Annotated in this window: 19 protein-coding genes and 4 tRNA genes; 8 read left to right on the top strand and 15 right to left on the bottom strand. The window is 64.6% G+C overall.

The features are described from left to right. Positions 1 to 10 precede the first annotated feature (10 nt). Complete coding sequence (locus tag QME70_10295; protein MDI6894972.1) at positions 11 to 427, bottom strand: MerR family transcriptional regulator; 417 nt, start codon at positions 425 to 427, stop codon at positions 11 to 13. 354 nt (positions 428 to 781) lie between these two features. Between QME70_10295 and QME70_10290 the strand changes: the two genes are divergently transcribed. From QME70_10290 to QME70_10265, 6 genes are all read left to right on the top strand, one after another. Then, positions 782 to 1,126 carry a TusE/DsrC/DsvC family sulfur relay protein gene (locus QME70_10290; GenBank protein ID MDI6894971.1) on the top strand — a complete coding sequence of 115 codons (345 nt, stop codon included), beginning with the start codon at positions 782 to 784 and terminating at the stop codon, positions 1,124 to 1,126. A 61-nt stretch (positions 1,127 to 1,187) separates the two neighbouring features. Further along, the gene (locus tag QME70_10285; protein MDI6894970.1) at positions 1,188 to 2,117 is read left to right on the top strand and encodes a nitrate reductase gamma subunit; all 930 of its coding nucleotides are present in this window, start codon (positions 1,188 to 1,190) and stop codon (positions 2,115 to 2,117) included. Positions 2,118 to 2,120: 3 nt separating this feature from the next. Beyond that, positions 2,121 to 3,749 carry a (Fe-S)-binding protein gene (locus tag QME70_10280; protein MDI6894969.1) on the top strand — a complete coding sequence of 543 codons (1,629 nt, stop codon included), beginning with the start codon at positions 2,121 to 2,123 and terminating at the stop codon, positions 3,747 to 3,749. 95 nt (positions 3,750 to 3,844) lie between these two features. After that, positions 3,845 to 5,107 (top strand): histidinol dehydrogenase, encoded by a 1,263-nt coding sequence (gene hisD, locus QME70_10275; GenBank protein MDI6894968.1) that lies wholly within the window; start codon positions 3,845 to 3,847, stop codon positions 5,105 to 5,107. Between the two features lie 530 nt (positions 5,108 to 5,637). Further along, positions 5,638 to 6,876 (top strand): IS110 family transposase, encoded by a 1,239-nt coding sequence (locus QME70_10270; protein ID MDI6894967.1) that lies wholly within the window; start codon positions 5,638 to 5,640, stop codon positions 6,874 to 6,876. Between the two features lie 33 nt (positions 6,877 to 6,909). Continuing rightward, positions 6,910 to 7,398: a metallophosphoesterase family protein gene (locus QME70_10265; protein ID MDI6894966.1), complete on the top strand. Its 489-nt coding sequence runs from the start codon at positions 6,910 to 6,912 to the stop codon at positions 7,396 to 7,398. 40 nt (positions 7,399 to 7,438) lie between these two features. On the opposite strand, the gene QME70_10260 is transcribed toward QME70_10265, so the two are convergent. The 7 genes from QME70_10260 to QME70_10230 all read right to left on the bottom strand — a co-directional run bounded on the left by QME70_10260 (position 7,439) and on the right by QME70_10230 (position 10,992). Continuing rightward, a tRNA-Val gene (locus tag QME70_10260) sits at positions 7,439 to 7,513 on the bottom strand. Positions 7,514 to 7,522: 9 nt separating this feature from the next. Continuing rightward, positions 7,523 to 7,597, bottom strand: a tRNA-Glu gene (locus QME70_10255). 46 nt (positions 7,598 to 7,643) lie between these two features. Beyond that, positions 7,644 to 7,719 (bottom strand) — tRNA-Ile (locus QME70_10250). Positions 7,720 to 7,821: 102 nt separating this feature from the next. Beyond that, complete coding sequence (locus QME70_10245) at positions 7,822 to 8,211, bottom strand: DUF302 domain-containing protein (GenBank protein MDI6894965.1); 390 nt, start codon at positions 8,209 to 8,211, stop codon at positions 7,822 to 7,824. 45 nt (positions 8,212 to 8,256) lie between these two features. After that, positions 8,257 to 8,442, bottom strand: coding sequence for a CC/Se motif family (seleno)protein (locus QME70_10240; protein ID MDI6894964.1), 186 nt, complete (start codon positions 8,440 to 8,442; stop codon positions 8,257 to 8,259). A gap of 175 nt (positions 8,443 to 8,617) precedes the next feature. Next, the gene (locus tag QME70_10235; protein MDI6894963.1) at positions 8,618 to 9,871 is read right to left on the bottom strand and encodes an NAD(P)/FAD-dependent oxidoreductase; all 1,254 of its coding nucleotides are present in this window, start codon (positions 9,869 to 9,871) and stop codon (positions 8,618 to 8,620) included. Then, positions 9,853 to 10,992: a DUF2600 family protein gene (locus QME70_10230; GenBank protein MDI6894962.1), complete on the bottom strand. Its 1,140-nt coding sequence runs from the start codon at positions 10,990 to 10,992 to the stop codon at positions 9,853 to 9,855. Before QME70_10230 ends, QME70_10235 begins: the two co-directional genes overlap by 19 nt. A 39-nt stretch (positions 10,993 to 11,031) precedes the next feature. Here QME70_10230 and QME70_10225 point away from each other — a divergent pair, with 39 nt between their 5' ends. Then, the gene (locus QME70_10225) at positions 11,032 to 12,042 is read left to right on the top strand and encodes a polyprenyl synthetase family protein (GenBank protein ID MDI6894961.1); all 1,011 of its coding nucleotides are present in this window, start codon (positions 11,032 to 11,034) and stop codon (positions 12,040 to 12,042) included. 585 nt (positions 12,043 to 12,627) lie between these two features. Here QME70_10225 and QME70_10220 read toward each other — a convergent pair. The 4 genes from QME70_10220 to QME70_10205 form a co-directional block, all read right to left on the bottom strand. After that, entirely contained in the window at positions 12,628 to 15,708 is a 3,081-nt protein-coding gene (locus QME70_10220; GenBank protein MDI6894960.1) for a DEAD/DEAH box helicase family protein, read from the bottom strand. Next, complete coding sequence (locus QME70_10215) at positions 15,705 to 16,973, bottom strand: restriction endonuclease subunit S (protein MDI6894959.1); 1,269 nt, start codon at positions 16,971 to 16,973, stop codon at positions 15,705 to 15,707. The genes QME70_10220 and QME70_10215 overlap by 4 nt, the downstream gene beginning before the upstream one ends. A gap of 209 nt (positions 16,974 to 17,182) precedes the next feature. Continuing rightward, the gene (locus tag QME70_10210; protein ID MDI6894958.1) at positions 17,183 to 19,249 is read right to left on the bottom strand and encodes a class I SAM-dependent DNA methyltransferase; all 2,067 of its coding nucleotides are present in this window, start codon (positions 19,247 to 19,249) and stop codon (positions 17,183 to 17,185) included. An 851-nt stretch (positions 19,250 to 20,100) separates the two neighbouring features. Further along, positions 20,101 to 20,175: transfer RNA gene (locus tag QME70_10205), tRNA-Asn, on the bottom strand. Positions 20,176 to 20,366: 191 nt separating this feature from the next. On the opposite strand from QME70_10205, the gene QME70_10200 reads away from it, so the two are divergent. Further along, positions 20,367 to 20,594 (top strand): DUF2642 domain-containing protein, encoded by a 228-nt coding sequence (locus QME70_10200; GenBank protein MDI6894957.1) that lies wholly within the window; start codon positions 20,367 to 20,369, stop codon positions 20,592 to 20,594. A 72-nt stretch (positions 20,595 to 20,666) separates the two neighbouring features. On the opposite strand, the gene QME70_10195 is transcribed toward QME70_10200, so the two are convergent. From QME70_10195 to QME70_10185, 3 genes are all read right to left on the bottom strand, one after another. Continuing rightward, on the bottom strand, positions 20,667 to 22,232 hold the full coding sequence (locus tag QME70_10195) for a sigma-54 dependent transcriptional regulator (GenBank protein ID MDI6894956.1): 1,566 nt from the start codon (positions 22,230 to 22,232) through the stop codon (positions 20,667 to 20,669). Continuing rightward, positions 22,229 to 24,013 carry an ATP-binding protein gene (locus QME70_10190; GenBank protein MDI6894955.1) on the bottom strand — a complete coding sequence of 595 codons (1,785 nt, stop codon included), beginning with the start codon at positions 24,011 to 24,013 and terminating at the stop codon, positions 22,229 to 22,231. Before QME70_10190 ends, QME70_10195 begins: the two co-directional genes overlap by 4 nt. Before the next feature lie 119 nt (positions 24,014 to 24,132). Beyond that, positions 24,133 to 24,906 carry a CoA-transferase gene (locus QME70_10185; protein MDI6894954.1) on the bottom strand — a complete coding sequence of 258 codons (774 nt, stop codon included), beginning with the start codon at positions 24,904 to 24,906 and terminating at the stop codon, positions 24,133 to 24,135. Between the last annotated feature and the right edge of the window lie 93 nt (positions 24,907 to 24,999).

The raw sequence follows: 24,999 nt of genomic DNA, 5'->3' as shown, positions 1-24,999 counted from the left end.
GGCCCGGAAGTCAGTGGGCCGCAGTGCTTGCGCAAGAGGCTTGCGGACGGTAGGGACAGGTATGGCACGGGGGTTGCTCGTCAAGGGCCACCGTGCAGTACATGTTTTCTTCCCGCCAGCACCGTTTGGCGCACCCGACCCGGTCGGTGCGCCTCATGCAACTGGGGCACCCGTTGAAGAACCAGCAGGGGTAGAGGCCGAGGATATGGGCCACGCCGGCCAGATTGAGGCCTTCAGCGGTAAGGCTCTGAATGAACCTCAGGCGGCGCAGGTCGTCGTCGGAATACAACCTTTGACCGCTGCGACGGGCGGGCCTCAGGAAACCCCGTCGTTCCCATTCCCGGAGGCTCTCCGGGTGGAGGCCGAGGACGTCCGCTACCACGCTTATCGTGTAGAGGGGTCTGGTGGGATCGACCTGGTCGGGCATGGCTTCCCTTCCTTAAGCCAGAGAAGTATAAGGGATTATTAACATTTCGCAATCATGGTATCCCCACAGTGATGCGATGTCAATGCAAAGGCGTACCATGAAGTTCGCTCTGGTTGTGTGACTGAGCAGACCTTCGCAAAGACCTGGCGGGGCCCCTCGCTCTATCTTAGGGGCAGCATTCTGGACGGGCATGGGAGGATGTTCTACCCGACAGGTGGAACTATATTGAGTGGTGACGGTGTAGCTGGTATGATATGACTGTGCAGGAGATGCCCCCGGCCGACCCGAGCCAGGCCAGGACCGGAGGCCTCGGAGATCGGGGCGGCAGAGAAGGCGGGCAGGGGAGGGAGACCGGTGCAGCTATTGGAGCACGGTTTGGCCAGGGTGCAGCTGGACGAACATGGTTTCCTGGTCGATCCGGACGGATGGGACGAAGCATTGGCCCGGCGAATGGCCAAAGAAGAAGGGATTCCGGAGCTAAGCGAAGATCACTGGAAGGTGCTGTATTACGTCCGTCAGCACGTCGCCATGTTCGGGGCGCCGCCCTGGGTCAAGGACATCTGCCGGGTTACGGGGATGAGTGCGACTGCCCTTGCGGTCCTGTTCCCCCAGCGTCCCGTGCAGACTGCCTGTCGGGTGGCGGGTGTGAAGTGGTTCCCCGAGCTGGGGTACCTGGGGTGCGGCACCGACCCTGCGTAGGCCGGGGGCGGGGATGACTCTGGGTCCTGCCTGATGCAGCCGGAAGCGGGGGGTGCATGATTTGTCTGTTTCCCAGGGGTTTTGCCTGTTGTGTGTGGCAGTCTTCGCGCTGGGCCTGGCGGTGAGGGCGGTACGCTACTCCCGCGCCCCCATGCACCTGCGGTGGGAACTGTACCCCGTTCCCCACGAGGCGGGGAAGCCCTACGGCGGGTCGTACTACGAAGAGCCGGATTGGTGGAGGCGGCCCCGGAAGACATCGTTCTTGGGCGACCTGAAGGTCATGCTTTCTGAGATATTCCTGCATGCGGGGCTCTGGCACCACAACCGCAAGATGTGGATGGTTTCCTATCCCTTTCACCTGGGCATCTACTGCGTGGCCGTCTTCCTGCTCCTGCTGGCGGCGGGTGGGGTGGCGGGAGCGGCCGGACCGTTACCCGGGGGTCCCGCCGCAGCCGCCAGCTCCGGCCTCGCGCCGGCCATCCTGCACTACCTGACCCTCGGTTTCGGCCTGGCCGGCATGCTGCTGGTGATTCTGGGAGGTCTGGGTGTCCTGGCCAGGCGGTTGGCGAACCGGGATTTACGGTCTCTGACCGCACCGGCGGACTACTTCAACGTGGGCTTCATCCTGGCGCTGGCGGTAACCTGGTTTGTCACCTGGCTGTGCGTTGACCCATCCTTTGCCCTGGCCCGGGGCTTCGTGCGGGGAGTTTTCGACTCGGCTCCCGCCACCCCCGTCCCGCCCGCCGTGGCCGGCGAAATGGTGCTGCTCGGGCTGTTCCTGGTCTACCTGCCCTTCACCCACATGAGCCACTTCATCGGCAAGTGGTTCACCTACCATCACGTGCGCTGGGACGACAGTCCCAACCTGGGGCCCGCATACGAGCGAAAGGTTGCCGCCGCCCTGAACCGGCCGGTGGGGTGGTCCGCCCCCCACATATCCAATCCCGGGAAGAAAAAGACGTGGGCTGAACTGGCCCGCGAGGTGGAGTGAACGATGGGGAAAGCCATCACCACGCGCGAACTGGCCGCAGCGGACCGTCAACTGGTCCGCCTCGATCCCGCCGATTTCGTGCCCCTGCCGCCGCCCTATGACGGCGCCGAGGGCCAGCCCCCCCTGCGATCACTGACGGAAAGCCAGAAGCAACGCCTGGACGATTCCCTGGACGGGTTCACCGCCCTGCGGCTGCCCCATCCCCAGAACCGGGAAGAGGAAGAGCAGCTGGTACGCCGGTTCCTCGACGGCGTGAGGAGGCTCCTTTCCGCCGACGACAACTGGACTTTCCTCGGCCCCCTCATGTTGCGCCTGGACTACTGCGCCAAGTGCCAGACCTGTGCCGAGGCCTGTCCCATCTATCTGGCCAGTGGCCGGCAAGAAATTTACCGGCCCACCTTCCGGTCGGAGTTGCTGAGGAGAATTATCAAGAAGTACCTGGCCCCGGGCGGGCGGATCTGGAGTGGGTTTCAGGGCGCCGACATCGACCTCAACTGGCGTACGGTGGCCCGCCTGGGGGAACTGGCATACCGGTGCACCCTGTGCCGGCGGTGCGCGCAGGTTTGCCCCATAGGCATCGGCAACGCCCTCATCACCCGGGAGATCCGCAAGGTGTTCAGCCAGGAGATGGGCCTGGCCCCCGCGGAGCTGCACAGGCTGGGCACCGTGCAGCAACTGAAGACCGGATCGAGCACCGGCATGACTCCGGCGGCCCTCATGGACAGCATCGAGCTGATGCAGGAAGAAGTGGAGGAGAAGACGGGCATGAGGTTCGAGTGGCCCGTCGACAGGGAGGGTGCCGACATCCTCCTCATCCACAACGCCGGCGAGTTCCTGTCCTGGCCCGAAAACCCGGAGGCGTTCGCCATCGTCCTGGAGAAGGCGGGGATAAGCTGGACCCTCTCCAGCGAGCTGGTCGGCTATGACGCCGTAAACTATGGGGTGTGGTACGATGACGTCCAGTTCGCCCGCATCGCCCGCAGGCATGCGGAAGTGGCCAGGAAGCTCAAGGTCAAGAAGATCGTCATCGGCGAGTGCGGCCATGCCCACAAGGCCCTCACCGTGGTAGCCGACCGCATCCTGGGCGGAGAGTTCAACATCCCCCGCGAGAGCTGTCTCACCCTGCTGGACCACTTGGTTTCCAGCGGCCGGCTGCAGCTGGACCCGCGGCGCAACGATTTCCCGGTGACGCTGCACGACCCCTGCAACATCGTGCGGCTGATGGGAATCGTTGAGCCCCAACGGCGCATCCTGCGCAGAATCGCCCCCGGGTTCCGCGAGATGAGCCCGAGCGGTACCCAGAACTACTGCTGCGGGGGCGGCAGCGGCTTTGCCATCATGGACGGTCTCAACTTTCCCGACTGGCGCAGCGGGGTGGCGGGCCGGATGAAGTTCAAACAGATCCTGGAGGCTTTCGCCGGAGAGCTGCATCCTTCCGTACCCAAGTACGTGTGCGCCCCCTGCTCCAACTGCAAGGGTCAGCTGCGGGGCCTGCTCGATTACTTCCACGCCACCCGGAAGTGCGGGATCTATTACGGCGGTCTGGTGGAGCTGATCGTGAATGCCATGGCCGACATCGAGCAGCCCTTCATCACCTTCGACGCCGAACTGATCCCGGCCGTCCCCGCCTGAGGGCGGGGTCTCTGCGGCCGGGGCGGTAGTAGAGTGCGTAGTCTCCGCCAGCGGTGGTATAATGTCGCCACCCGAAAGGTCGGGGGTGGCAACGCGTGGGAAGGGTTGTTCTCAAAACGCCGGCGGCGCGGGAAGAGGGGGAGCGGTCACCGGTCAGCGACGCCGTGGCGGACATCGTACGGCAGGTGAGGGCGGGCGGGGATGAGGCCCTGCGCGAGTTCACCCGTCGTTTCGACGGGGTGGATCGTGCCTCTCCGGTGGTCGGTCAGGAGGAGCGGAGGGCCGCCCGCGCCATCGTGCCCGAGGAGGCCATCCGCGACCTGGAGTTCGCCGCAGCCCGTATTCGGGAGTTCGCCCGTCTGCAATTGGGTGCCATTTCCGAGGTAGAGGAGGAAATGCTGCCGGGTGTGGTGGTGGGACACCGCCTGCTGCCCCTGCAGTCGGTGGGGGTGTATGTCCCCGGGGGCCGGTACCCGTTACCGTCCACTGCACTGATGGGGATCATTCCCGCCCGCGAGGCCGGGGTGGAGCGGGTGGCCGCCTGTTCCCCGCCGGAAGGGAGCGGGGGCGTCAACCCCTATGCCCTGGTGGCCATGGAGATCGCGGGGGCGGACGAGATCTACTGCATGGGTGGGGCCCAGGCGGTAGCGGCGTTCGCTTACGGGACGGAAACCGTTCACACCGTGGACATGGTGGTGGGACCCGGGAACCGGTATGTAACCGAGGCCAAGCGCCAGGTCTTCGGCCGGGTGGCCATCGACTTCCTGGCCGGCCCCAGCGAGGTGCTGGTGATCGCCGATCACACCGCTGACCCCACTCTCGTCGCCGCCGACCTTCTGGCCCAGTGCGAGCACGACCCCCGGGCCCGGGCCGCGCTGGTCACCACTTCCCGGACCCTGGCCCGGCAGGTAATGGAGGAACTGGACCGCCAGCTTGCCGCTCTTCCCACGTCCCAGGTGGCCAAAGAAGCGTGGGAGACGGGGGGCGCGGTGTGCCTGGTTTCTGACCTGGAGGAGGCGGCAGAGGTGGCCAATGAGGTGGCGCCCGAGCACCTGGAGCTGCACGTTTCCGGCGCGGAGAGCCTCGTCCCCCGGTTGCGGAACTACGGTTCCCTCTTCCTCGGGGACCTGGCGGCAGAAGTGTTCGGCGACTACGCCGCGGGTCCCAACCACATCCTGCCCACCGCAGGCACCGCCCGCTTCACGGGCGGGCTGTGGGCGGGCGCCTTCCTGAAGGTGGTAAGCTACCAGCGCCTGTCCTCCGAGGGTGCAAAGCTCCTGGCCCCCGTGGCCTCCCGCCTGGCTGCCCTGGAAGGACTGGCCGCCCACGCTGCCGCCGCCCGCCTCCGCATCAGGTAGACCGGCTGGCAGGGGGTGCAGCGCGAGAACTGCGGCATTGTCTCCCGAGAGCGAGAGGTCGATCATGACGATCCTTCCTACCGAAGTGAGAGCAGGACCCACTGCCATAGCATCATCTCCCGCGCCACCCATGCCATCATCGGGTATCCGGTCTCCGGCAGGTGAACGCCCGATTTGGCGCTGCATTTCTTCATCGTGCGAGGCAATTCCTCCCGGGCCCCGTCACCACTGTGCTGCCGTTCCGGATGCGGGGAGAGCGGCTGCAATGCACAGGGAGATCGCAGCTCGCGCGCGAATGGGAAGAGAGTCACTCATGACGGCCTGCCGTCGCCACCGCCGATGAAAACGGGGGTTGATGGTACAATCGGTGCAAAGCTGCCGGTGTGGGAGGTCGGTTGCTCACTGGTGCCGTGAGCCCGGAAGAGAGTCTGACCCGAGCGTCCCCTGGGAGGCACCGACTGTGTCCGTGAGCACGCGGGGGAGAATCCAAGAGTTCCGGGGCGCTCCGCCGGCTCAAGGGGGCGTTAGAGATGGAAGTGATGCACGAACGGTGCGCAGGCCTGGACGTCCACAAGAAGGTCATCACCGCGTGCCTTATTGTACCGGGCCCGGACGGCAAGCCGAAGAAGGAAACGCGGACCTTCGGGACGATGACCAGGGACATCCTCATGCTTTCGGACTGGCTCTCCCGGGCCGGGTGCACTCACGTGGCCATGGAGAGCACGGGGGTCTATTGGAAACCCGTGTACAACATCCTGGAGGCGAACTTTGAGGTAGTTTTGGCGAACGCGGCGCACATAAAGAACGTCCCCGGCAGGAAGACCGACATCTCCGATGCGGAGTGGATTGCCGATCTGCTCCGCCACGGGCTGATCAGGGGAAGCTTCATTCCCCCCGAGCCCATCCGGGAACTGAGGGATCTGACCAGGTACCGGACCAGCCTGACCCGCCAGAAGGCTTCCGAGGTGAACAGGCTCCAGAAGATCCTGGAGGACGCCAACATAAAGCTCGCGTCCGTGGCTACTGATGTCACCGGGGTCTCTGCGCGGGCGATCCTGCACGAGCTTCTGCGGGGAGAGATGGACGCCGAGTCCATGGCACAATTGGCACGGGGCAGGATGAGGAAGAAGATCCCCGATCTGCAAAGGGCCCTGGAGGGCTTCCTGAAGCCGCATCACCGGCTCATAATCTCCCAGATCCTTGCTCATATCGACTACCTCGACGAGGCCATTGCGGAGCTTGACCGGGAAATCGAGGAGAGGATGCGCCCTTTTGAGGCTGACGCGCGCAGGCTCGATGGCGTGCCTGGCCTGGACGTGAAAGCTATCCAGGGCATAATTGCGGAGATCGGTGTGGACATGACTGTCTTCCCTTCGGACCGGCACATCGCCTCCTGGGCGGGGGTGTGCCCGGGGAACAACGAATCCGCCGGCAAGCGGAAATCCGGGAAGACCACCAAGGGGAACCCATGGCTCAAATCTTTGCTCGTGCAAGCCGCCCACGCTGCCGGCAGGTCCAAGGGTAACTACCTCTCTTCGTTGTACCACCGGCTCGCCGCCAGAAAAGGCAAGAAGAGGGCAGCCGTTGCGGTAGCGCACGCCATTCTCACCATTGTCTACCATATCCTCAGGGACAAGACGGTGTACCGGGACCTTGGCGCGGACTACTTTGACAGGCTGGACCGGGAGGCGGTGGCCAGGCGCCTGACCAAGAGGCTTGAAGCGCTCGGCTACAAAGTTGACCTCCAGGATCTGGAGTGCGCGGCGTAGCGGCGTTTTCGGGGGAGGAGGTGGGCTTTGCCGATGAGGATCGGGGTTGTGTCGGATACCCACGTGCCTGATCACCAGAGGGCGATTCCCGAGGCCATCCTGCGGGGGCTTCGCGGGGTGGACCTGATCATCCACGCCGGGGATCTCACTACCCTGGCCGTGCTGGATGTTCTGGGTCAGATTGCCCCGGTCCATGCGGTTTCCGGGAACATGGATGCGCCCGAGGTTCGCAACAGGCTCGAGAAGACCAGGATCATGCAGGTGGCGGGAAAGACCATCGGGGTGATGCATGGACAGGGGCCTCCCGGAGATACGGAGGCCCTTGCCCGACAGAACTTCCCCGAGGCAGACGTGGTCGTTTTCGGCCACACCCACCGTCCTTTTCTCGAACGCCGCGGCAGGACCCTCATCTTCAACCCGGGTCCTGCCGCGCGCACTCTGTGGGGCAAGGCATCTTACGGGATTCTGCACATCGAGGACGACCCGGGGGCGCCCGTCAAGGCCGAGATTCGCCCCATTTGACGGGCAGCCCGCCGCCGATGTAGCAGTCCAAGAGATCTCATGGTGGGCGGCGCAGGACTCGAACCTACGACCTCTTGAATGTGAGTCAAGCGCTCTGCCACTGAGCTAGCCGCCCACCCAAACCTGGTGGCCCCAAGGGGAGTCGAACCCCTGCTGCCGGCTTGAAAGGCCGGTGTCTTAACCGTTAGACCATGGGGCCTTGCGACACAGCCTCCATTATAAGCCGGTCGATTTCGGTTTTCAACTGGTGGGCCCGGAGGGGCACGATCCCCCAACCACCCGCTTATGAGGCGGATGCTCTGCCAATTGAGCTACGGGCCCACCTCACTACCATCATTATACCGTGTTTGTGGGCGAGCGCAACCCTGGCCTGCGAGTCGCCGTCGCGTCAGGCAGCGGGGCGACGGCCGGTGGTCGCTCGTGCTATGCCGCTTCGTCGACGATGCTCACAAGTATGGCGTCGACCTCGCGGGCGACGGTGTCGAGTCCTGCTCCCGGGAAGAACTGGGCCAGCACGGTTGGCCGCAGGGCAGTTATCCATGTGGTGCCGTCGCGCACGAAGACGTTGATCTTACACGGCATCATGAGGGAGATCATGACGTCCTTGCTGAGCACGGCGTGGGCGTGGGGCGCATCGCAAACCTCAATGATCTTCAAGGGTTTGATCTGGTAGCCCTTGCTGGCGAGGGTGGCCTGCACGTCGTGGACGTGCTGGACCCGCATGCCTTTCTCGGCCACCTTCCGCTCGACGACAGCCACAGCATCGTCGAACGCCTTCGGGGTACAGACGGTGTAAGCGAAGGGGTATCCCACCCGTGCGCCTCCCTGAAGTGAGATTGCCCGGACACGGCCCGGCAGTTACCTGAGCAGCCCGTCGACCAGTATGCGCTTCCAGGGGCCAATGCCCCACAGTGAGATCTTGACTCCGTCGCGCGCAACGCGGGCATCTTTGGCCAGATAGACCTTCAGACCGTCGACCTGGAACTCCTGATACTTGTGGACATCCTGGGGGGCACCTGCATACACGGCAGGCTCATATGACACGCCCCCTCAGCCGGCGCACATCTCCATGAGGACGGTGACGGCGTCGGTGCGTGATTTGAGGAAGCTCATCGCGTCCGGGGTTATATCAACCCGCACTTCCGTACCTCCTTGTATCGTTTCCTCCAGTATAGTGATCTGTCGGTTGCCTTGTCAATTGCGCAAATGCGAATCCGCCTCAGGACGTCGGGTGCCGGCCCGCACCGGTGGGGGGTGCAGGGCCGACAAGGGCGAGCAGGGGGAGGCGAGGCAGAATCCATCGCAGGAGGTCGGCGTAGGCGGCGCGACCGGCCAGTATGTCCAGAGTCCGCCGGAAGGGTTCGTCGTGGCAGAAGTAGATGGCAAGCAGAGCCCGCGGGAAGCGGTGGAGCAGGGTGAACATGAGCCTGGCAAGGGCCAGGTGGGTTCCGAAAGCCGTGCGCAGAGAGCGAGAATAGGCGGCTAGAGCGGCAGCCGTGGGTGGCATGCCCTGCTCCAGGCAGGCGGCAAGCGCCTGACCGGCCAGCCGCCCCGAGCTCAGGGCATAGCGGATGCCTTCCCCGCTGAAGGGATCGGCCAGACCGGCCGCGTCGCCCGCCAGGAGCCAGCCGTCACCCGCCACCTTCAGGGCCACGCCTCCCACTGGGACGAGGGCGGTACGGACCGGGGAACAGAAGCGGAGGCGGTTCAGCCGGGCGAACTCGGTGAAGGCGTGCCTCAGCCCGCCTGCCGCGGGCAGGTGTGCGCCCAGTCCAGCGTATATGGAGTTGCGCTTGGGGAACAGCCAGCCGTAACCCATGGGGACGAAGGCGTAGTGGACCTCTATGCCTTCCTGCCGGTAGGGGTCGTCAGCGTGCCCGTCCCATTCGGCCTCGGCAGTGTAGCAGAGAGCCAGGGCCCCGGGACGCCAGCGCCCCCGGAGAGCCCGGGAGACCCTGCCCGCCACGCCGTCTGCTACGATGGTTGCTACGCAGGAAGACGTTTGGGCTGGCCTCCGCACTTCCATTCGCCCCGTTGCCCCGTTCTCGCGTTGCGGAGGGGACGGGTCGGTGGTGCGCAGCTGTATCTGGGTATGACCGGCCCGGGCATCGATCCATTCGGCCTCCAGGCCGTCACGCACCTCTGCTCCGGCGGCTATGGCACGCTCGACGAGACACTGATCGAAAATGGTCCGCCGCACGGAGGCCAGGAACGGATGGGGATAGTCCAATTCCCTCTTCCACCCCCGGTGGACGGTGCGCAGAAGACGGCAGCGGACCTCGGCCACCCGGGCGGGCAGGCACTCGCCCAGCAGGTTCTCGGCGGCCAGGGAAACCCCTCCTCCGCAGGGCTTTTCCCGGGGGAAGCGGTTCCGGTCCACGAGCAGGGTGCGCATGCCGCGGGAGGCACACTCGTACGCGGCCTGGGACCCGGCCGGTCCGCCCCCGATCACGATCACGTCCCACTTTTCCATTCGTCGAAGCTCCCCGAAGTTGTTCCCGCCTTCGGGTCCCTGGCGACCGGTTGCCAGGAGTTCGGGGGTATAATCCCGCGGCGGCGCAGCCTCAGGCAGAGACGCCACAGGCCTGCCGCCGGAGGCCCCGCGGCCCGCAGGAGGTTGGTGGCGAATCCCTCGAGCTCCTGCGCTCCGAGCTTGGGATCGGAGAGGTACATGGCCAGCAGCCCTTTCACCACGAGGCGGTGGAACCAGGCGTCCGGAAGGGTGCCGGCCTTCTCCAGGGCCCGGCGGACGAAGTGGATCAGCCGGGCGCGGGCTGAGTCGCGGCTACCGTAAGGGAGAACGAAGTTGAGGTCGCCGCTGGCCCGGTCCTCGTCCATGTCGATGAGGTAATCGAGCAGGATGTGCAGGCCGCAGATGTGGGGAAAGTAAGCCTGCACTACCGCCCCGGCGCGGTCGCGGGTGAGCCGCGGCTGGGCTGCCAGGCGGAACAGGGCGAAAATCCCCAGGGTGGACCCACAGGCGGCCGCAAACTCGTGGCAGGACAGGTCCCGGGCGGCCTGCCCCACCGGGTCCTTTTCCCCTTGCTGCCGGGCCTGCCACCTCACCAGGGCGGACTCGCGCTGGCCCGGGGGCAGGTGTTTGTATGATTGCAGGTCGCAGTAGAGGTTCACCAGCCGGCTCACTTCGGGGTGGATCACCGGGTGGGATGGCAGGGCGGTGAGGGCGCGATGGCAATCGGCCACCAGAGTGGAGAGAAGCCGATCCTGTGCCAGCCACGGAGGGTGCGAACCGGACGGGCCGGGCGCCACCGCCGCCCGCATGGCGCCGTGCAACATGCGGAAGCGTGATTCCTCCGGCGGATGCCGGCGGTCGCACAGGTTGTCGAGATAGTCGGACATGGTCTGCAGGGCCACGATGGCATCGAGCAGCGCCTGCCGTGCTGGGCTCAGGCAGGCGAAGGCGGCCCCGCCCTGGCAGTGGAATCGCTTGGTCAGGATGCTCAGGCGGGCCTGGATGCCGTCCTGACGCCGGATGCCCCGGTCGCCCGCCAGCTCCAGATAGCGTGCCAGTCGTCTGTCCACCGCCGGGAAGGCCCGATACATCAGATCAGATACCAGAAGCCAGTGGCGCAACGATGTTTCCCCCATCCGGGCCCCGGATAGTCTCCCCCGGTGTTCGCCAACCTAGGCGGGGAGGGACGGCCGATCACGCCCGACTTCGAGGCAGCCATGCGGGAGGCCTTGCGGAGCTCCAGCCCGGCGGTGGCAGCGGCGGTGGGACACCTCATGGGTGCCTCCGGCAAGAGGCTGCGTCCCCTGCTCGTCCATCTTGCTGCTTCGTTCGGTGATGCGCCGCCCACCGCGGTGAGGGACGTGGCCGTGGCGGCCGAGTTGATCCACCTGGCGTCCCTGGTGCACGACGACATCCTGGACGGGGCAGCCCACAGGCGGGGTCAGGCCGCCCTCCACGTGCTGCACGGGGAGGGGGCCGCTACCCTGGTGGGTGATTTCCTGTTCTCCCGCGCCTTCGGCCTGCTCGCCCGCCACGCTCATTTCGGGGTGGTGGCCACCCTCACGGCAGCCATTGCCCGGATGTGCGAGGGGGAACTGGACCAGCGCGCCCGTCGCGGCGATCTGGCCGTAACCGCCGGCGAGTACCTGGAGCGGGCGGCGAACAAGACCGGGGCCCTGATGGCCGCCTGTGCGAGGGCGGGAGCGCAGGTAGCCGGGCTGCCGGAGCCCTGGCAGGACTGCCTCCACCGCTACGGGCTCTACCTGGGCTGCGCCTTTCAGGTAATAGATGACGTGCTCGACTTCACCGCCGAGACGGCGACCATGGGAAAGCCGGTGCGCCTGGACCTGCGGCGCGGGGTCATCACCCTGCCCGTGATCTGTGCCCTGGATCACCCTGCGTGCGGGCCTGGGCTGCGCCGCTTACTCGCCAGCCTCAACGGCGAAGGTGATGACCGGGTGGCCGAAGCCTGCCGCCTGGTGGCGATGTCGGGCGGCCTGGACCGCGCCGCCGACGCCGCCACGGGGTTGCTGCGCAATGCGCGCTCCCACCTGGACGGCCTTCCCTCGGGGGCGGCACGGGCGGCCTTGGAGCATCTCGCTGTGCAACTGGCAGCAAGGCTGCCCACCTCGGAGGTCCGGGGTGGCATGCCGACAGCGGTCCGATCTTGAGAGGCTTGCCCTTCGTAGCGCGTCGAGGAGGCTGGCGGCGGAGCCATTGGGCTTCGCTGTGCGAACTGGTGTGGACGCAGACTGCTACGTTGTGCGCTGTGTGTCTATGCGGGGGCGTTTCGTCAGCGGGGCTCAAAGGGCAGATCTGGTGCTTTGTCGAATACTGCATAAGCCAAACCCACCTCGGCCGGCGGAAGGTGACAGTTGGTGGATTGGGAGAGAGTCCTCATCGAGTACCGGTGGCCGTTGATCAGCGCGTCTCCCCCGAACATTGTCACCATCATTTCTGGCGGGAAGCACAAAAACACCTCAACCCAAAATGTCTTTTACTACGTATTTCCGGTTTCGCGGAGAAGGAATGGCGTCATTGCTAGGTTTTTGGCCTGCCCGGGGGCCGAAAACGGCCTTCCGCTGTTCAAATTGGGTTCAAGTTTGGCTAAGAAGGCACGAGACCTGCGTTGGAACTAGAGGCGGGGCTGGCGGCCGCCCCGGGCAGAGGGCGGAGCCCAATGTCGAAGTTGGCCGGGGGGACCCGGATCGCCGTAGCGGTCTGCCGGGAAGCCCCGGCTTCGGGCTCGCGGTCGGTCAGCCTCGAACACTGTTGGGATCGTCCGACTCCTCGCGCAAGGTCTGGCGGCTGCGCATGTAAAGGTCGAAGAGCAGATCCTTGAGGGCGTTCCCAAAGGCAGCGTCGTCGGTGATGCGCTTATAGAGTTCGAAGTTGGAGTCGACGATTGCCTGGATCGCATCTTCCACTTTCTGGTCAAAGGTGAGACGTGCGTTCTCCCGGGTATTGACTCGGGCGCTCAGGTCCAGGGCGACATCCTGATCGAGCCTGGCCATCATCTGGTCCAATGTGACGCGATGCTCGGGTCCCAGATTGAGGCCGAACCGTTCGTTGAGCTCAGCGATGATCAGGGAGAGGGGCTCCGGTTCCTCCTCTCCCGGCACATGACGCTCCCTGCTCTTCTGCGGTTCCAACTGACCCGCATGACGCTGCAAAGTGATCGAGCCGTTCGAGGTCTGTTGGATCCGGAAGGACTCGATGTCGATATTCTGCTGTATTTCACGGGGAAGGTTGTCCCGCTCTGGGGGTAGGACCCTGGCCAGGTGGCGGGCGAACTGGTAGAGCCTCTCCAGGTCGAGGTCGGCGAAGGTCAGCACCTGGGAGAGGAATGCGTAGAGGCGTACGTAGTCATTGAGTTGGCCGCGGAAACCGGTGCGCTCTTCCCTGGTCAACTCCCGGAAGCGAGCGCGAGGAGGTTCGAGCGCGGCGTAGACCCGGTCCTGGGTTGCCTTGGGGTCGAAATAGACTCGCGCGAAATCGCGGATGTCCGCATCCCCGAACACCCCGAAGTCACGGAGGCGGGCTTCGATCTCGTAGAGGAGGTTGGGGTCGGTCTTCTCACAGAGCAAGGTGGTCTCGTAGTATGGCTCAAAGGCTTTCTGGATCTCCTCGCCCTCGTTGGCGAAGTCTAGCACCAGGGTTTCGGATTTGCCCGGATGGGTCCGGTTGAGACGGGATAGGGTCTGAACTGCATTCACCCCTCCCAGCTTCTTGTCCACGTACATGGTGTGGAGGAGGGGCTGGTCGAAGCCGGTCTGGAACTTGTTGGCGACGATCAAGAAGCGATACTCCGGGCGCTCAAATACCCTGGCGGTCTGCGTTTCCGGCAGGCCGTTCATATTGGGTTCTGTGTAGTCCATGCCCCCGTCGTGGACGGTTCCGGAGAAGGCCACCAGGGTCTTCCACGGATAGCCCTTCTCTCGCAGGTACGCATCGAGGGCGAGCTTGTACCGCACAGCGTGAAGCCGTGAGCGGGCTACAATCATGGCCTTGGCCTTGCCGTCGATGGCGTGTTGCACCCGGGCAGCGAAGTGCTCCGCCATGATGCCGACCTTTTCCCGGATGGCATGGGGGTGGAGGTCGACGAACGATTTCAGGAGATACTCCGCCTTCCGCCTGTCGTAGTGCGGGTCGTCAGCGGTCCTCTTGAGGAGCCGCCAGTAAGCCTTGTACGTGGTGTAATTGCGCAGGACGTCCAGGATGAAGCCCTCCTCGATGGCCTGACGCATGCTGTACAGGCTGAATGCCTCGACCTTCCCATCGGCCCGTTGCGTGCCAAACAGTTCGAGGGTCGCGGCCTTCGGGGTGGCTGTGAACGCGAACCAGCTCACGTTGGGCAGCCGACCTCGCGTCCTAATCTCGGCCAGGACACGGTCCTCGAGTTCCTCTTCGGGCGTCTTTGCTTCCGCCTCGTCGGCCTCCGCCTCCTCCAGGCTGCCCGACAAGAGAACCGTCTTTAGGCTCTTCGAGCTCTCGCCCGCCTGCGAAGAGTGGGCCTCGTCCACGATGACGGCGAAACGCTTGCCCGGCAACTCCCTGATCTGGTTTACGATGACAGGGAACTTCTGCAGGGTGGTGACGATGATGGTCTTGCCGGACTCCAGGGCTTCTTTGAGCTGGCGCGACGTGGTGTCGATGTTCTCCACCACGCCTAGAGTCTGCTCGAACTGCCGCACGGTCCTCTGCAACTGCCGGTCGAGCACCCGGCGGTCGGTGACCACGACGATGGAGTCGAACACACGCCTGCCAGAGGCGCCATGGAGGACCGAGAGCTGGTGGGCCAGCCAGGCGATGGTGAAGCTCTTGCCGCTCCCTGCCGAGTGCTGGATGAGATAGTGATGGCCCGGGCCGTGGCTCTGAGCGTGGGCGACCAGCCGACGCACGGCGTCGAGTTGGTGGTAGCGAGGGAAGATGATGTACTTGCGCCCGTTCTTGCGGCCCCGCTCGTCCTCCTCCTCGACCTCATGGATGAAGTTGCGGATGAGGTCCAGCACGCTGTCACGCGACCAGATCCGGGTCCACAGGTACTGGGTGGGGTATCCTTGCTGCGTGGGTGGCACCGGGGGGTTTCCGGCCCCCCCAAAGCGGCCCTGGTTCAGGGGGAGAAAGCGGGTTCTGGCACCGTCCAACTGGGTCGTCACATAGACCAGATCCGGGTCCACGGCGAAGTGGACGAGGCAGCGCCCATACGAGAGCAGGGGTTCGCGCGGGTCGCGATCTCTCCTGTACTGCGCAATGGCCTCGTGCACCGTCTGGCCCGTGAGGGGATTCTTCAGTTCCGCCGTGAAGATGGGCATGCCGTTGAGAAAGAGGACGAGGTCCAGGCTGTGCCTGTCCTCGGGGTCCTCCCTGTAGCGCAACTGGCGCACCACAGAGAAGATGTTGGCCTCATAGAGGCGCTGGAGATCCGGGTTCAACCCGCTGGGCGGGCGGAAGTAAGCGAGCCTCAACGCACAGCCCGAGTCCTTGATGCCGTTGCGCAGCACGTCCAGTGTGCCCCGCCGGGCGATCTCGGCGGACAGGCGGCTCAGGAAGCGCCGCCTCACGTCACTCCCGTGATACTGCTTGAGCCGCTCCCAGGTCTTGGGCTGCGCGGCAAGGACGAAATCGACGACGTCACGGGGAATTAGGCACAGAGTCGGATCATACTCGTCGGGTGTCCGTCGCTGGTACCCCCCGGGGGCGAAATCCCCATATGGCAGGGAAATGCCGCGCACCAGAGTACCCGTTCCGGGTTTAGGTTCCGGCTGGCCCCACAGCAACGTCCGCTCGATTGCTTCCTCAAAGCTGCGCTCCGAGATGTCAGGGCCAGGGCTCATATGACCTCCACCTCCTCATGCACGTCGATCTTCCCCGTCACCGCCGCCCAGATGAGCGCGGTCCGGTACTCATGGAGGCGGTCAATACCCTCGCGGATTCTTCCAGTCAACTGGTCGATCTTCGCAGTCTGCAACTTCACCCAACCCACGATAGCCTCTTGCTCCGACAGCGGCGGCAGGGGGATAGGGAAGTTCCGAAGCGTCTTGGTGTTGGTCGAGGCGAGGTTGGTCGACTGCTTGGACTCGGCGGTGAAATAGGCGCGGCCATAGTGGCTGCTCATGACCAGGGCCAGAAGATGAGAATTGAGTCGGTCCGGCTGGGGTCGGACAACAAAGATGTGGTTCTGGTGAAGGCACCCAGCTATCTGGCCTTCCCACACGTATCCGCGCCCCAGCTTGTCGAAGTCACCGCCCTCGGTCATCAAGACGTCCCCCGCCTGAAGCTCGTAGTGGTGCACGTCCTGGACGGGGACCTCGATCTCGGTGATCTCCGCAAGATCGAGGTAGCCGTCCTGCACATTCGCCACTCTCAGGTAGGGCCGTGTGGTCAGTTGCTGCCCCTCGTACGTCTTGCCCAAGGTGAGGCCCGTCTGCAACGCACTCAGTTCTTTGAGCCTCCTGGTTTCCCAATGGGCCGGGATCTCTCCCAGCCAATTAACCCCGGAATCTTTAAGCGGAACGCCGGAATCGAGTCCTCTGGTGACAGCACGCGTGATGAGTGCGGCACGCTTCTCGCTCAATAACTCGATCAGCCGTTTCTTGCATGCCACTAGCCGGTCAATCCTTGCTGTCTCGCGGTCAAGGAACAGAGCAATGGCGCGTTGCTCGGCGAGCGAGGGTCTGGCGAAGCGGAAGTCTCTCACAACGTGGGGAGGAACACGCTTCTGGCCTCCGGCGCCGTACATCTCCGATTCGCCGATCTTCCGAAACGGATGACTGATGGTCAGGTAGAATAGGAAACGCGAAACGAGCCCCGGCCGGGCGCGCAACACATAAAGCTCAGTTGTTCCGAAGCCGGTGCGGTTGGCCAGCCCTTCCGCCAGTGCACCCTTGCCGTTCTCGAAGCACGGTGTGATCTTGGCCACGAGTACATCGTTTTCGGCAAAGTAGGTGTAGCCGGTGAGGACTTCATCCAGCCTCTTCTCTGCATCCAGACGGAGCCCGCCAAATTCTCCCAGTGCCTCCATCGGAACAAAGGACACGACCATTTCCGGCGAATGGCGCTCGGCGCGGGGCGAGGGGTTGAGTTCTACGAAGAAACGCAACCGACTTACCTGCCAATTCGTCGGAGTCGATCCGAGCCACTTTACGCCTGAGTCCCTGTAGGCCGGATACAGTCTGAACGGAGGCGCGGAATGCCTGATACCAGAACGCGACTGAGTGTCCATGGCGATTGTCGTAGTCATCGGGGCTGGGCTTGTCGTATGACCTAACCCCAGGTCCACTTGGACCGTCTGTGTACGGGGGACCTGCTTCACCGCCCCACCTCGTTCCGGTTGGTCAGGTCGGCCAGCAAACGGATGACGTCGCCTTCGATTGCTTGGATGTCGGCTTCGATATCCTCAAGTGGGCGGGGCGGGGTGTACTTGAAGAAATAGCGCTTGAAGTTGATCTCGTAGCCCACCTTGCCGACCTGGCCGTCCTTGTGGTCGCGAATGGCGGTGTTGATCCAGGCATCGGGGACGTAGGGTTTGACTTCTCGCTCGAAGTAGGCCTCGATGTTTTCGGAGAGCGGGACGTTTTCGGTGTCGCGGAGTTCGGGGTCTGGTTCGGGGTTGCCGTTATCATCGCGGCAGACCGAGGCCGTTTCGTCACGTTCCGAAAGGGCAGAGAGCACGGCCTTGCGCAGGGGGACCGTAAGCTTGGTTCCCTCGCGCCCCTCAGCCTTTTTCAGCTCGGCCACGAAAGCATCACGGTCCTTGAACAGGGTACGGGGAAGAGTGGAAAGCACGCGCTTGATATCCACCTGTAACTGACGCCCCTCCTGCTCTTCTCGGGCCCTTTCCTCGGGGCTCTTCTTCTTGCTCCGGGCAAGGTTTTGGAAGGCGGGTTCGTCGTCGAGGCGGGCGATTCGCTCGGGGGTGGCCTGGAAGTTCAGGCGCAGTGGGCGTTCTATGGTGATCTTGCGGTATCCAAAGTGGGTGGCGGGGAAGATCCTGACCAGTTCCCCTTCTTCGAAGGCGCCGTGCAGGGCAAGGATTTCGGCTGCCTTGTCTGGAGGGATTTCGCGGCGCTTTTCACCCAGGCTTCTGCGCATCGGTACCCAAAATGAAGTGGCATCGATGAGTTGTACTAGCCCTTTGCGCTCTGGGGCTTTGCGGTTCGTGAGCACCCAAACGTAGGTCGCAATGCCGGTATTGTAAAAGAGTTGCTCGGGCAAAGCGATCAGCGCCTCCAGCCAGTCGTTCTCCAGAATCCAGCGGCGGATCTCGCTCTCGCCGCTGCCTGCGTCGCTGGAGAAGAGGGGGGACCCGTTCATGATAATGGCCACGCGGGAGCCGCCCTCGTCCACTGGCTTCATGTGGGCCAGCATGTGCTGCAGGAAGAGCAGTTGTCCGTCATTGATGCGGGGCAGACCTGCCCCAAAGCGGCCTCCGGATCCGCGTTCGTGCTCCGCCCGCACCGCGTCCTCGTCGCGCCTCCAGTCCTTGCCGTAGGGCGGGTTGGCGATCAGGTAGTCGAAGGTGCGGCCAGCGTGGCGGTCGCCGGAGAGGGTACTCCCAAAGGCGATGTGGTCGGCATCTCGCCCCGTGGGGTCCTTCATGAACAGGTCTGACTTGCATACGGCGAATGTCTCCGGATTGACCTCTTGGCCGAACAGATGGATGTCGGCTTCGGGGTTGATCCCGCCCCGGCCGCCGTTACCGAGGATGTGATCCTTCGTGATGGTGAGCATTCCCCCCGTGCCGCAGCAGGGGTCGTAAACAGTGAGCACCACGCCCTTGCGGCGGATGCGTTCCTCATCGCCCGCCAGCAAGAGGTCGGCCATGAGGTGCACGACGTCGCGGGGGGTGAAGTGTTCGCCTGGGTTCTCATTGAGCGCCTCGTTGAACTTACGGATCAGCTCTTCGAAGATGGTGCCCATGGTGGGGTTGTCGACCTCGTCGGGGTGCAGACCCACGTTCTTGAACCGCTCCATCACCTGGAACAGCAGCCCCGCCTCATCTAGCTTGGTGATGGTGTTGTCGAAGTCGAATTTCTCCAGGACCTCGCGCATGTTGGCGCTGAAGCCGCTTATATAGTTACGCAAGTTGGCAGCCAGGTTGGGTGCGTCGGCGATGAGCTTGTCGAAGTCATACAGGGACTTGTTGTAGAAGGCGAAGCCGGAAGCACGGCGCAGTTGGGGGTCGAGGTTCTCCAGCTTCTCCTTGAACCTAGCCACCGTCTCCAGGACCTTCCCCTTCGTGGGGGCGAGGACGCAGTCGAGGCGCCGCAGAACGGTGAGGGGCAGGATGACGTCCTGGTACTTGCCGCGTTTGAAGCTGTCCCGGATCAGGTCGGCTACTCCCCAGATGAAGCTGACGATCTGGCTGTGATTCAATGGACCCACCTCTTGTGCTCGGGAAGAGAGTTCACGGAGTGGTATGTACGGGCGACGGGCGGCAAACGAAAACCCCGGTGCTGTCGCCTCTGGCCATGTACAGCGACGGGTGATCACCCGTGACAATTGTACCACGTTTTCGTCACGCTGGCGCGTCGCATGAGCTGACAAAGCACTGGTACGGAGGAGCGTGCGACTTGCCCCGTCCTCTTGCCGACCCGACTTGGGGACTATGCGTCTTATAACCAGTTGGGGACTCGCGGGGTCTTCCGGGGGCTGTAAGCCATTTCCGGCCTCCGACGACCCGCCTCAGGGGGTCTGGCTTTCCACTGGCGCCCAGCGTACGGTCCGGACGGAGATACTGATGTACTCCGGCGACGTATTCGCCGTCTTTCGTGCGGTAGACTATGTATTGGCTACGGGTGCAATACGGTTCGCCTCTGCTTCAAAGTGCACGGATGTCACGAAAGGCGGGAGCGATTCCCCGTTAGGGAGGACCGGCTGGATCTTGACTTCGTGTCGTCCTCTGGCGCGTCCGGGCTTGAGCATGATCACCAGCTTAGACCGGTAGGACACCTCCGGCATCTCGGTGGGCGCGGTAGGCCCTCTCTCCGTGTGCGTCAAAGTATCGATTATTCGTATGAGAGAGAGGACGTTATCATTTCCTACAATCACTTGGTCGCAAAAGAGGGCGGCTTGAAGGTACGGCCCTTGCTCGAATGGTCTCACCGTGATCGGCTCATTCCCGGGCATTCAGCGCACACCTCCATCTGTCCCTATGTACACGCCGTGGCCGAACCAACACATTGTGCTGCGTAACTCAGGAGCCCCTTCAACGCCGGGAAATTGATTGGCTCCTCGAGCAGGACTCGAACCTGCAACCCCCCGGTTAACAGCCGGGCGCTCTACCATTGAGCTATCGAGGAGCGTTCCTAATCATGTTTTGTTACGCGCCTATTATATCGGTACCGCGGGCGGGCGTCAACATACCGACGCGCGTTCGCGTGGCAGGCAAAGTGGGCCGCAAGAGGCGCGGCGGGAGCCCGTCGGGCGGACGCGTGTACGTGATCATCGGAGGGCGATGGCGCGTAAGAATGGGTAGACGGGAGGTGATATTATGTCAAGCGTCGATCCGTCCCTGATCTCGGGCTTCGATGAGCCGCAGTTCGTGCGTCACCTGCAGGGTCTGGTGGGACAGAACGTGCAGGTGGCGACGGTGTGCGGCACTATCGCCGGCCTGCTGCGGCAGGTGTTCCCCGACCACGTCCTGCTGGAGACGCCCCAGGGGCCGACCCACGTGCGCATGCGCCAGATGTGCTGGGTGCGGCCGGCGCCTGCGGGATGATGATGTAACCCGGCTGGGTCGGACCGGGCAGGCTCGCCCACGGTAGGCGTTTCCGGCAGGGAGGCTGCCCCGTCAGGGGGGTGCCGGCTGGGTCCCGCCGCGCGACTGGCGTTCGTCGCGCGGCAAGAGTTCGTCCCGCGGAGGGGGCGCGGCGGGCGGGATCAGGGCCTCGCGCGGACCGAGTTCAGCGGGCGGCATCAGAGCCTCGCGCGGACCGAGGTCGCCGGGCGGCATCGCCGCCTCCCGCGGTGGCAGTTCGTCCGGCGGCATCCCCTTGAGTTTGTTGAGCAGAGCGCGTCGGGATATGCCCAGGGAACGGGCGGCCCGGGTGCGGTTGCCGCCGGCTGCGCGTAGGGCTTCCCTTATGGCCCACCATTCCGCCTGCTGGCGGGCCCGGTGCAGCGTAGCCGGCCGACCGGTGGTGTCATCCGGGCGGACACCGGCGATCTGCGGTGCACCGGCGATGTGCGGGGGCAGATCGCACCCGTCTATCACCTTCTTCTCCGAGAGGATAACGATCTGCTCGATGAGGTTGCGCAACTCCCTTACGTTTCCCGGCCAGGTGTACCCCTGCAGGCAGCGCAGGGCGTCGGTCGACAGCTGGATGTGCTTGCCGTATTTCTCCCCGAACGATTTCACGAAGTGCTGTGCCAGCAGGGGAATGTCCTCCCGCCGCTCGCGCAGGGGAGGAAGGTGGAGGGGGATGACCGCCAGGCGGAAGTAGAGGTCCTCCCGGAAACTCCCCTGCTGGACCTGCCTGGCCAGGTCGCGGTTGGTGCAGGAGATCACCCGCACGTCCACCGGGCATGCCCGGCGCGCGCCCAGCGGGAACACCTCTCCGTCCTCCAGGACGCGCAAGATCTTGGCCTGCAGGGGCGGGGGCATGTCGGCCACCTCATCCAGGAGGATGGTCCCTCCGGCGGCGTTCTCGAACCGCCCGGGCTTGCGCGATCTGGCGCCGGTGAAGGCTCCCGCCTCGTAGCCGAACAGTTCGCTCTCCAGCAGGGATTCGGGCAGGGCAGCGCAGTTGACCGCCACGAAGGGACCGCCATGCCGGGGGCTGAGGGCGTGGATGGTGCGGGCGACCACCTCTTTGCCCGTACCGCTCTCGCCGGTGATGAGGACGGGGGCGTCGCTGCCGGCCACCTTCTCCGCCACCGCCAGCACCCGCAGCATCTGCGGGCTCACGGCCACCAGGTCGGCCTGGCCGTAGCGGCGCCGCAACTCCTCCTCCAGTTCCTCCACCCGCCGGCTCAGCCGGGCCAGGGAAAGGGCCCGCTGCAGAGTCAGCTTGAGCTCCTCGGGGTCGAAGGGCTTGGGGACGTAGTCGAAAGCACCCGCCTTCATAGCCTCGACTGCCGTCTTCACGGTTGCGTACGCGGTCAGGACGATGACGGGCATGCCAGGATGGACCTTCCGCAAGTCCTGCAGCAGTTGCAGCCCGTCTTCCTGGCCCAGGCGCATGTCCACCAGGGCCAGATCGGGCCTTTCCGTGCGCAGGCGATGCAGCGCCTCCTGACCGCAGGAGGCCGCGCACAGGTCGTACTCTTCTCCCAGTATCTGCCTCAGAAGCCAGGCCATGTTGGGCTCGTCGTCTACGAGGAGGAGTCGCGGGCGCATGCTGGACCTGCCTTTCACCGGTGTCGCTCCGGCCAGCTGAGGACACGCACGGGCAGGTGTACCACGAAGCTGGTACCACGGCCGGGTTCGCTCTCGAATTCCACCATGCCGCCGTGCTCGTCCACGATGCGGTGGACCAGGGCCAGCCCCAGCCCGGTGCCGCCCGTCCTGGTGGTGAAGAACATGTTGAAGACCCGGTCCTGGTCTTCCCGCTTGATGCCTTCTCCCGTGTCGGTTATTTCCACGCGGACGAACTGGCTCCCCTGCCGGCAAGAAGTTCGGACCCCCAGGGTACCTCCGCCCGGCATGGCCTGGACGGCGTTGATGAGGAGGTTCAGGAACGCCTGCTGCAGGTGATCGGGATCGGCGCTGAGGGAAGGCAGGTCGCCGTACTCCTCTGTGACCTGGACGTGGTGGGAACGGGCATAGTCCCGTACCAGGGCAGTTGCCCGGCGCAGCACCTGGTTGACGTCTGTGTTGGTCAGGTGTGGCTCGGCAAAGCGGGCGAAGTCCAGGAGGGCATTCACGGTGCGGTTGATGCGCCCCAGTTCCTCAGTGGCGATACGGGCGGTTTCTGCCACGAACTCGCGGTCCCCGGCCCGTGGTCCCAGGAGTTCCAGGCAACCAGCCACGATGGTGACCGGGTTCCTGATTTCGTGGGCGATGGTAGAAGCCAGTTCCCCCAGTGCCGCCAGTCTTTCGGCCCGGCGCAGTCGCTCCTCCTCCTCCCGGGCTCCCGCCTCGTCTTCTACCAGGACGACCAGGCCGGCTCCCTGTCCCGGCAGGTCCTCAATCCGGGAGAGGATGGCCCGTACCGGTCGCGAAGCACGGGCAGGAGGGGCCAGGACCAGCGAGGCGAACCGGTAGCGCTCCCCCGTGCGCCTCAGCTCTCCCACTGCCGGGACCAGTTCGCTCAGTCCTATGCTGGTGAGGGCCTGGGGCAGGGGGAGACCCGCGGGGGGAGAGGTGATGCCGGCCAGGTCGGTGAGTGCCTGATTGACGAAGGCCACTTCTTCCTGGTGGTCGGCGATGAGCACCCCGAGGCTGAGGCTGTTGAGAAAGAGGGTGAGATAGCGGCGGATGCGGTCCAGCGACCAGGCCAGCGCGCCCAGCGCGTCCCCGGAAGGGGGCTGGGGCAACGCATCCGCCGATTCCCTGGGGGGCTGGTATGTCAGCGACCGGGGTGGCCCGGCGGGGAACTGGCGCAGGCTGGTGAGAAGGGAGCGGCTGGAGGAAAGCAGCAGGCCGGTGAGCCCCAGCACGGGCTCCACGTCGGGGGAAAAGAACACCTTCCGGGCGCGGAACTCCATCTGGCGATAAATGTCTTCCAGAGTCTCGTTGGCCCAGCAGAAGCCGATGGTGCGGTTCCCCCGGAGCAGGGGTCTCATGCAGTTCATGATGTCCCCCCGCACCATGGAGCCCACGCCCACCACGTCGCGCCTCTGGGCCATGGCCTGGCGCCCCAGGTGGCACGGGTCCACGGTGATCCCGACCTTGTTTCCGAATTCGCCGCTCGGCCCGTAGGTCAGGATGCAGTCCAGGTCGGCCGAGTAGTATCCTACTCCCACGCCCGGGAAAGCGCCTGCCACCAGATCGGTGAAGGGACTGAGGGCTTCATTGAGGACCTTCAGCTTCTGCTCCGGGGGAGCGTCAGGGGGAATACCGCGCAGGCGCAGGATATCGTCGTAGTCGCCCTCGAGGTGGGCATCCAGCAGGCGGGTGAGTCCGAAGAGCTTGTCCGCTTTCTCTTCGAGGAGAATGGCCTCTGCCCTCTGCAGGAGGAGATATCGTCCCCGCACCAGGCGCACCCCCGCATAGGTCTTTCGACAGACAGAGCAGGCGCCCTCCCCAGGGAGGATGCCCGGCGCCTGCCGGACCTGCGGGACTTGCCGCACCGCATCCGGGGGTGACCCCGGTGTCAGCGACCGATGATGTAGCGGTAGGGGTCGACCTCCCGCCGGAGCACTTCCAGTTCCTCCGGAGTAGGGGGCTGGCTCTGGGCCAGATCGTCGGCCCACAGCAGCTCGAATCCGGTGTTCTCCTGGACCTGCTCCCGGGTGATGCCCCGGTGCAGGCTTTCCACCCGCATGCGCTTGGCCTCTTCGTCGAATCCGATCACGGCCAGATTGGTGATGACCTTGTACGGGCCCGTTCCGGGCGGCAGCCCCGCCGCCTCGCGCGCGCCGGGACCGGTCAGGTACCCCGGGGTGGTGATGAAGTCGCACCTGGGCACGAAGCGGCGGCGGTCCTGGGGGGTGATCATCATGGTACGCCAGCACAGGGAGCCCAGGTCGTTGGCGCCGCCGCTACCCGGGAACCTCACCCGGGGCCGGGAGTAATCGGTGCCGATCATGGTGGAGTTGATGTTGCCGTACATGTCCACCTGGGCTCCGCCCAGGAAGGTATAGTCCACCATGCCCTTCTGGCAGAACGACATGATGTCGTCCATGCTGGTCGCCATGACGGCCTTCCAGAAGGTGCGGGAATCGCCCACCGAGATGGGCATGGTGGGGAGGATGGGGGCTACCCCACCCGCCTCGAACATGATGATCAGGTTCGGGGCGTGAAGCCGCTGGGCCAGCATGGCCGCGGCGCAGGGTGCCCCGGTACCCACCACCACGGTGGCACCGTCTTCGAGGTACCGCGCGGCCAGGCATATCATGAGCTCCATGGGGTTGTACTCGCCGGTCACAGCCATCGCCTCCTGCCGGGATGCCTTTGACTGACTGCTCGACATACCGCGCATCGCAATGCGACCAGCGGCCTCCTGGCGACCACCGGCTTC

The sequence above is a fragment of the Bacillota bacterium genome (assembly GCA_030019365.1).
In the GTDB taxonomy this organism is placed as follows: domain Bacteria; phylum Bacillota; class Sulfobacillia; order JACIYH01; family JACIYH01; genus JACIYH01.
This window is presented reverse-complemented; position numbering and strand designations above follow the sequence as displayed.

Excerpts from the sequence above, each read along its gene's own strand:
- QME70_10280 (MDI6894969.1), top strand. The coding sequence starts at position 2,121 with ATGGGGAAAGCCATCACCACGCGCGAACTGGCCGCAGCGGACCGTCAA.
- QME70_10270 (MDI6894967.1), top strand. The coding sequence starts at position 5,638 with ATGGAAGTGATGCACGAACGGTGCGCAGGCCTGGACGTCCACAAGAAG.
- QME70_10295 (MDI6894972.1), bottom strand. The coding sequence starts at position 427 with ATGCCCGACCAGGTCGATCCCACCAGACCCCTCTACACGATAAGCGTG.
- QME70_10235 (MDI6894963.1), bottom strand. The coding sequence starts at position 9,871 with ATGGAAAAGTGGGACGTGATCGTGATCGGGGGCGGACCGGCCGGGTCC.
- QME70_10200 (MDI6894957.1), top strand. The coding sequence starts at position 20,367 with ATGTCAAGCGTCGATCCGTCCCTGATCTCGGGCTTCGATGAGCCGCAG.
- QME70_10265 (MDI6894966.1), top strand. The coding sequence starts at position 6,910 with ATGAGGATCGGGGTTGTGTCGGATACCCACGTGCCTGATCACCAGAGG.
- QME70_10220 (MDI6894960.1), bottom strand. The coding sequence starts at position 15,708 with ATGAGCCCTGGCCCTGACATCTCGGAGCGCAGCTTTGAGGAAGCAATC.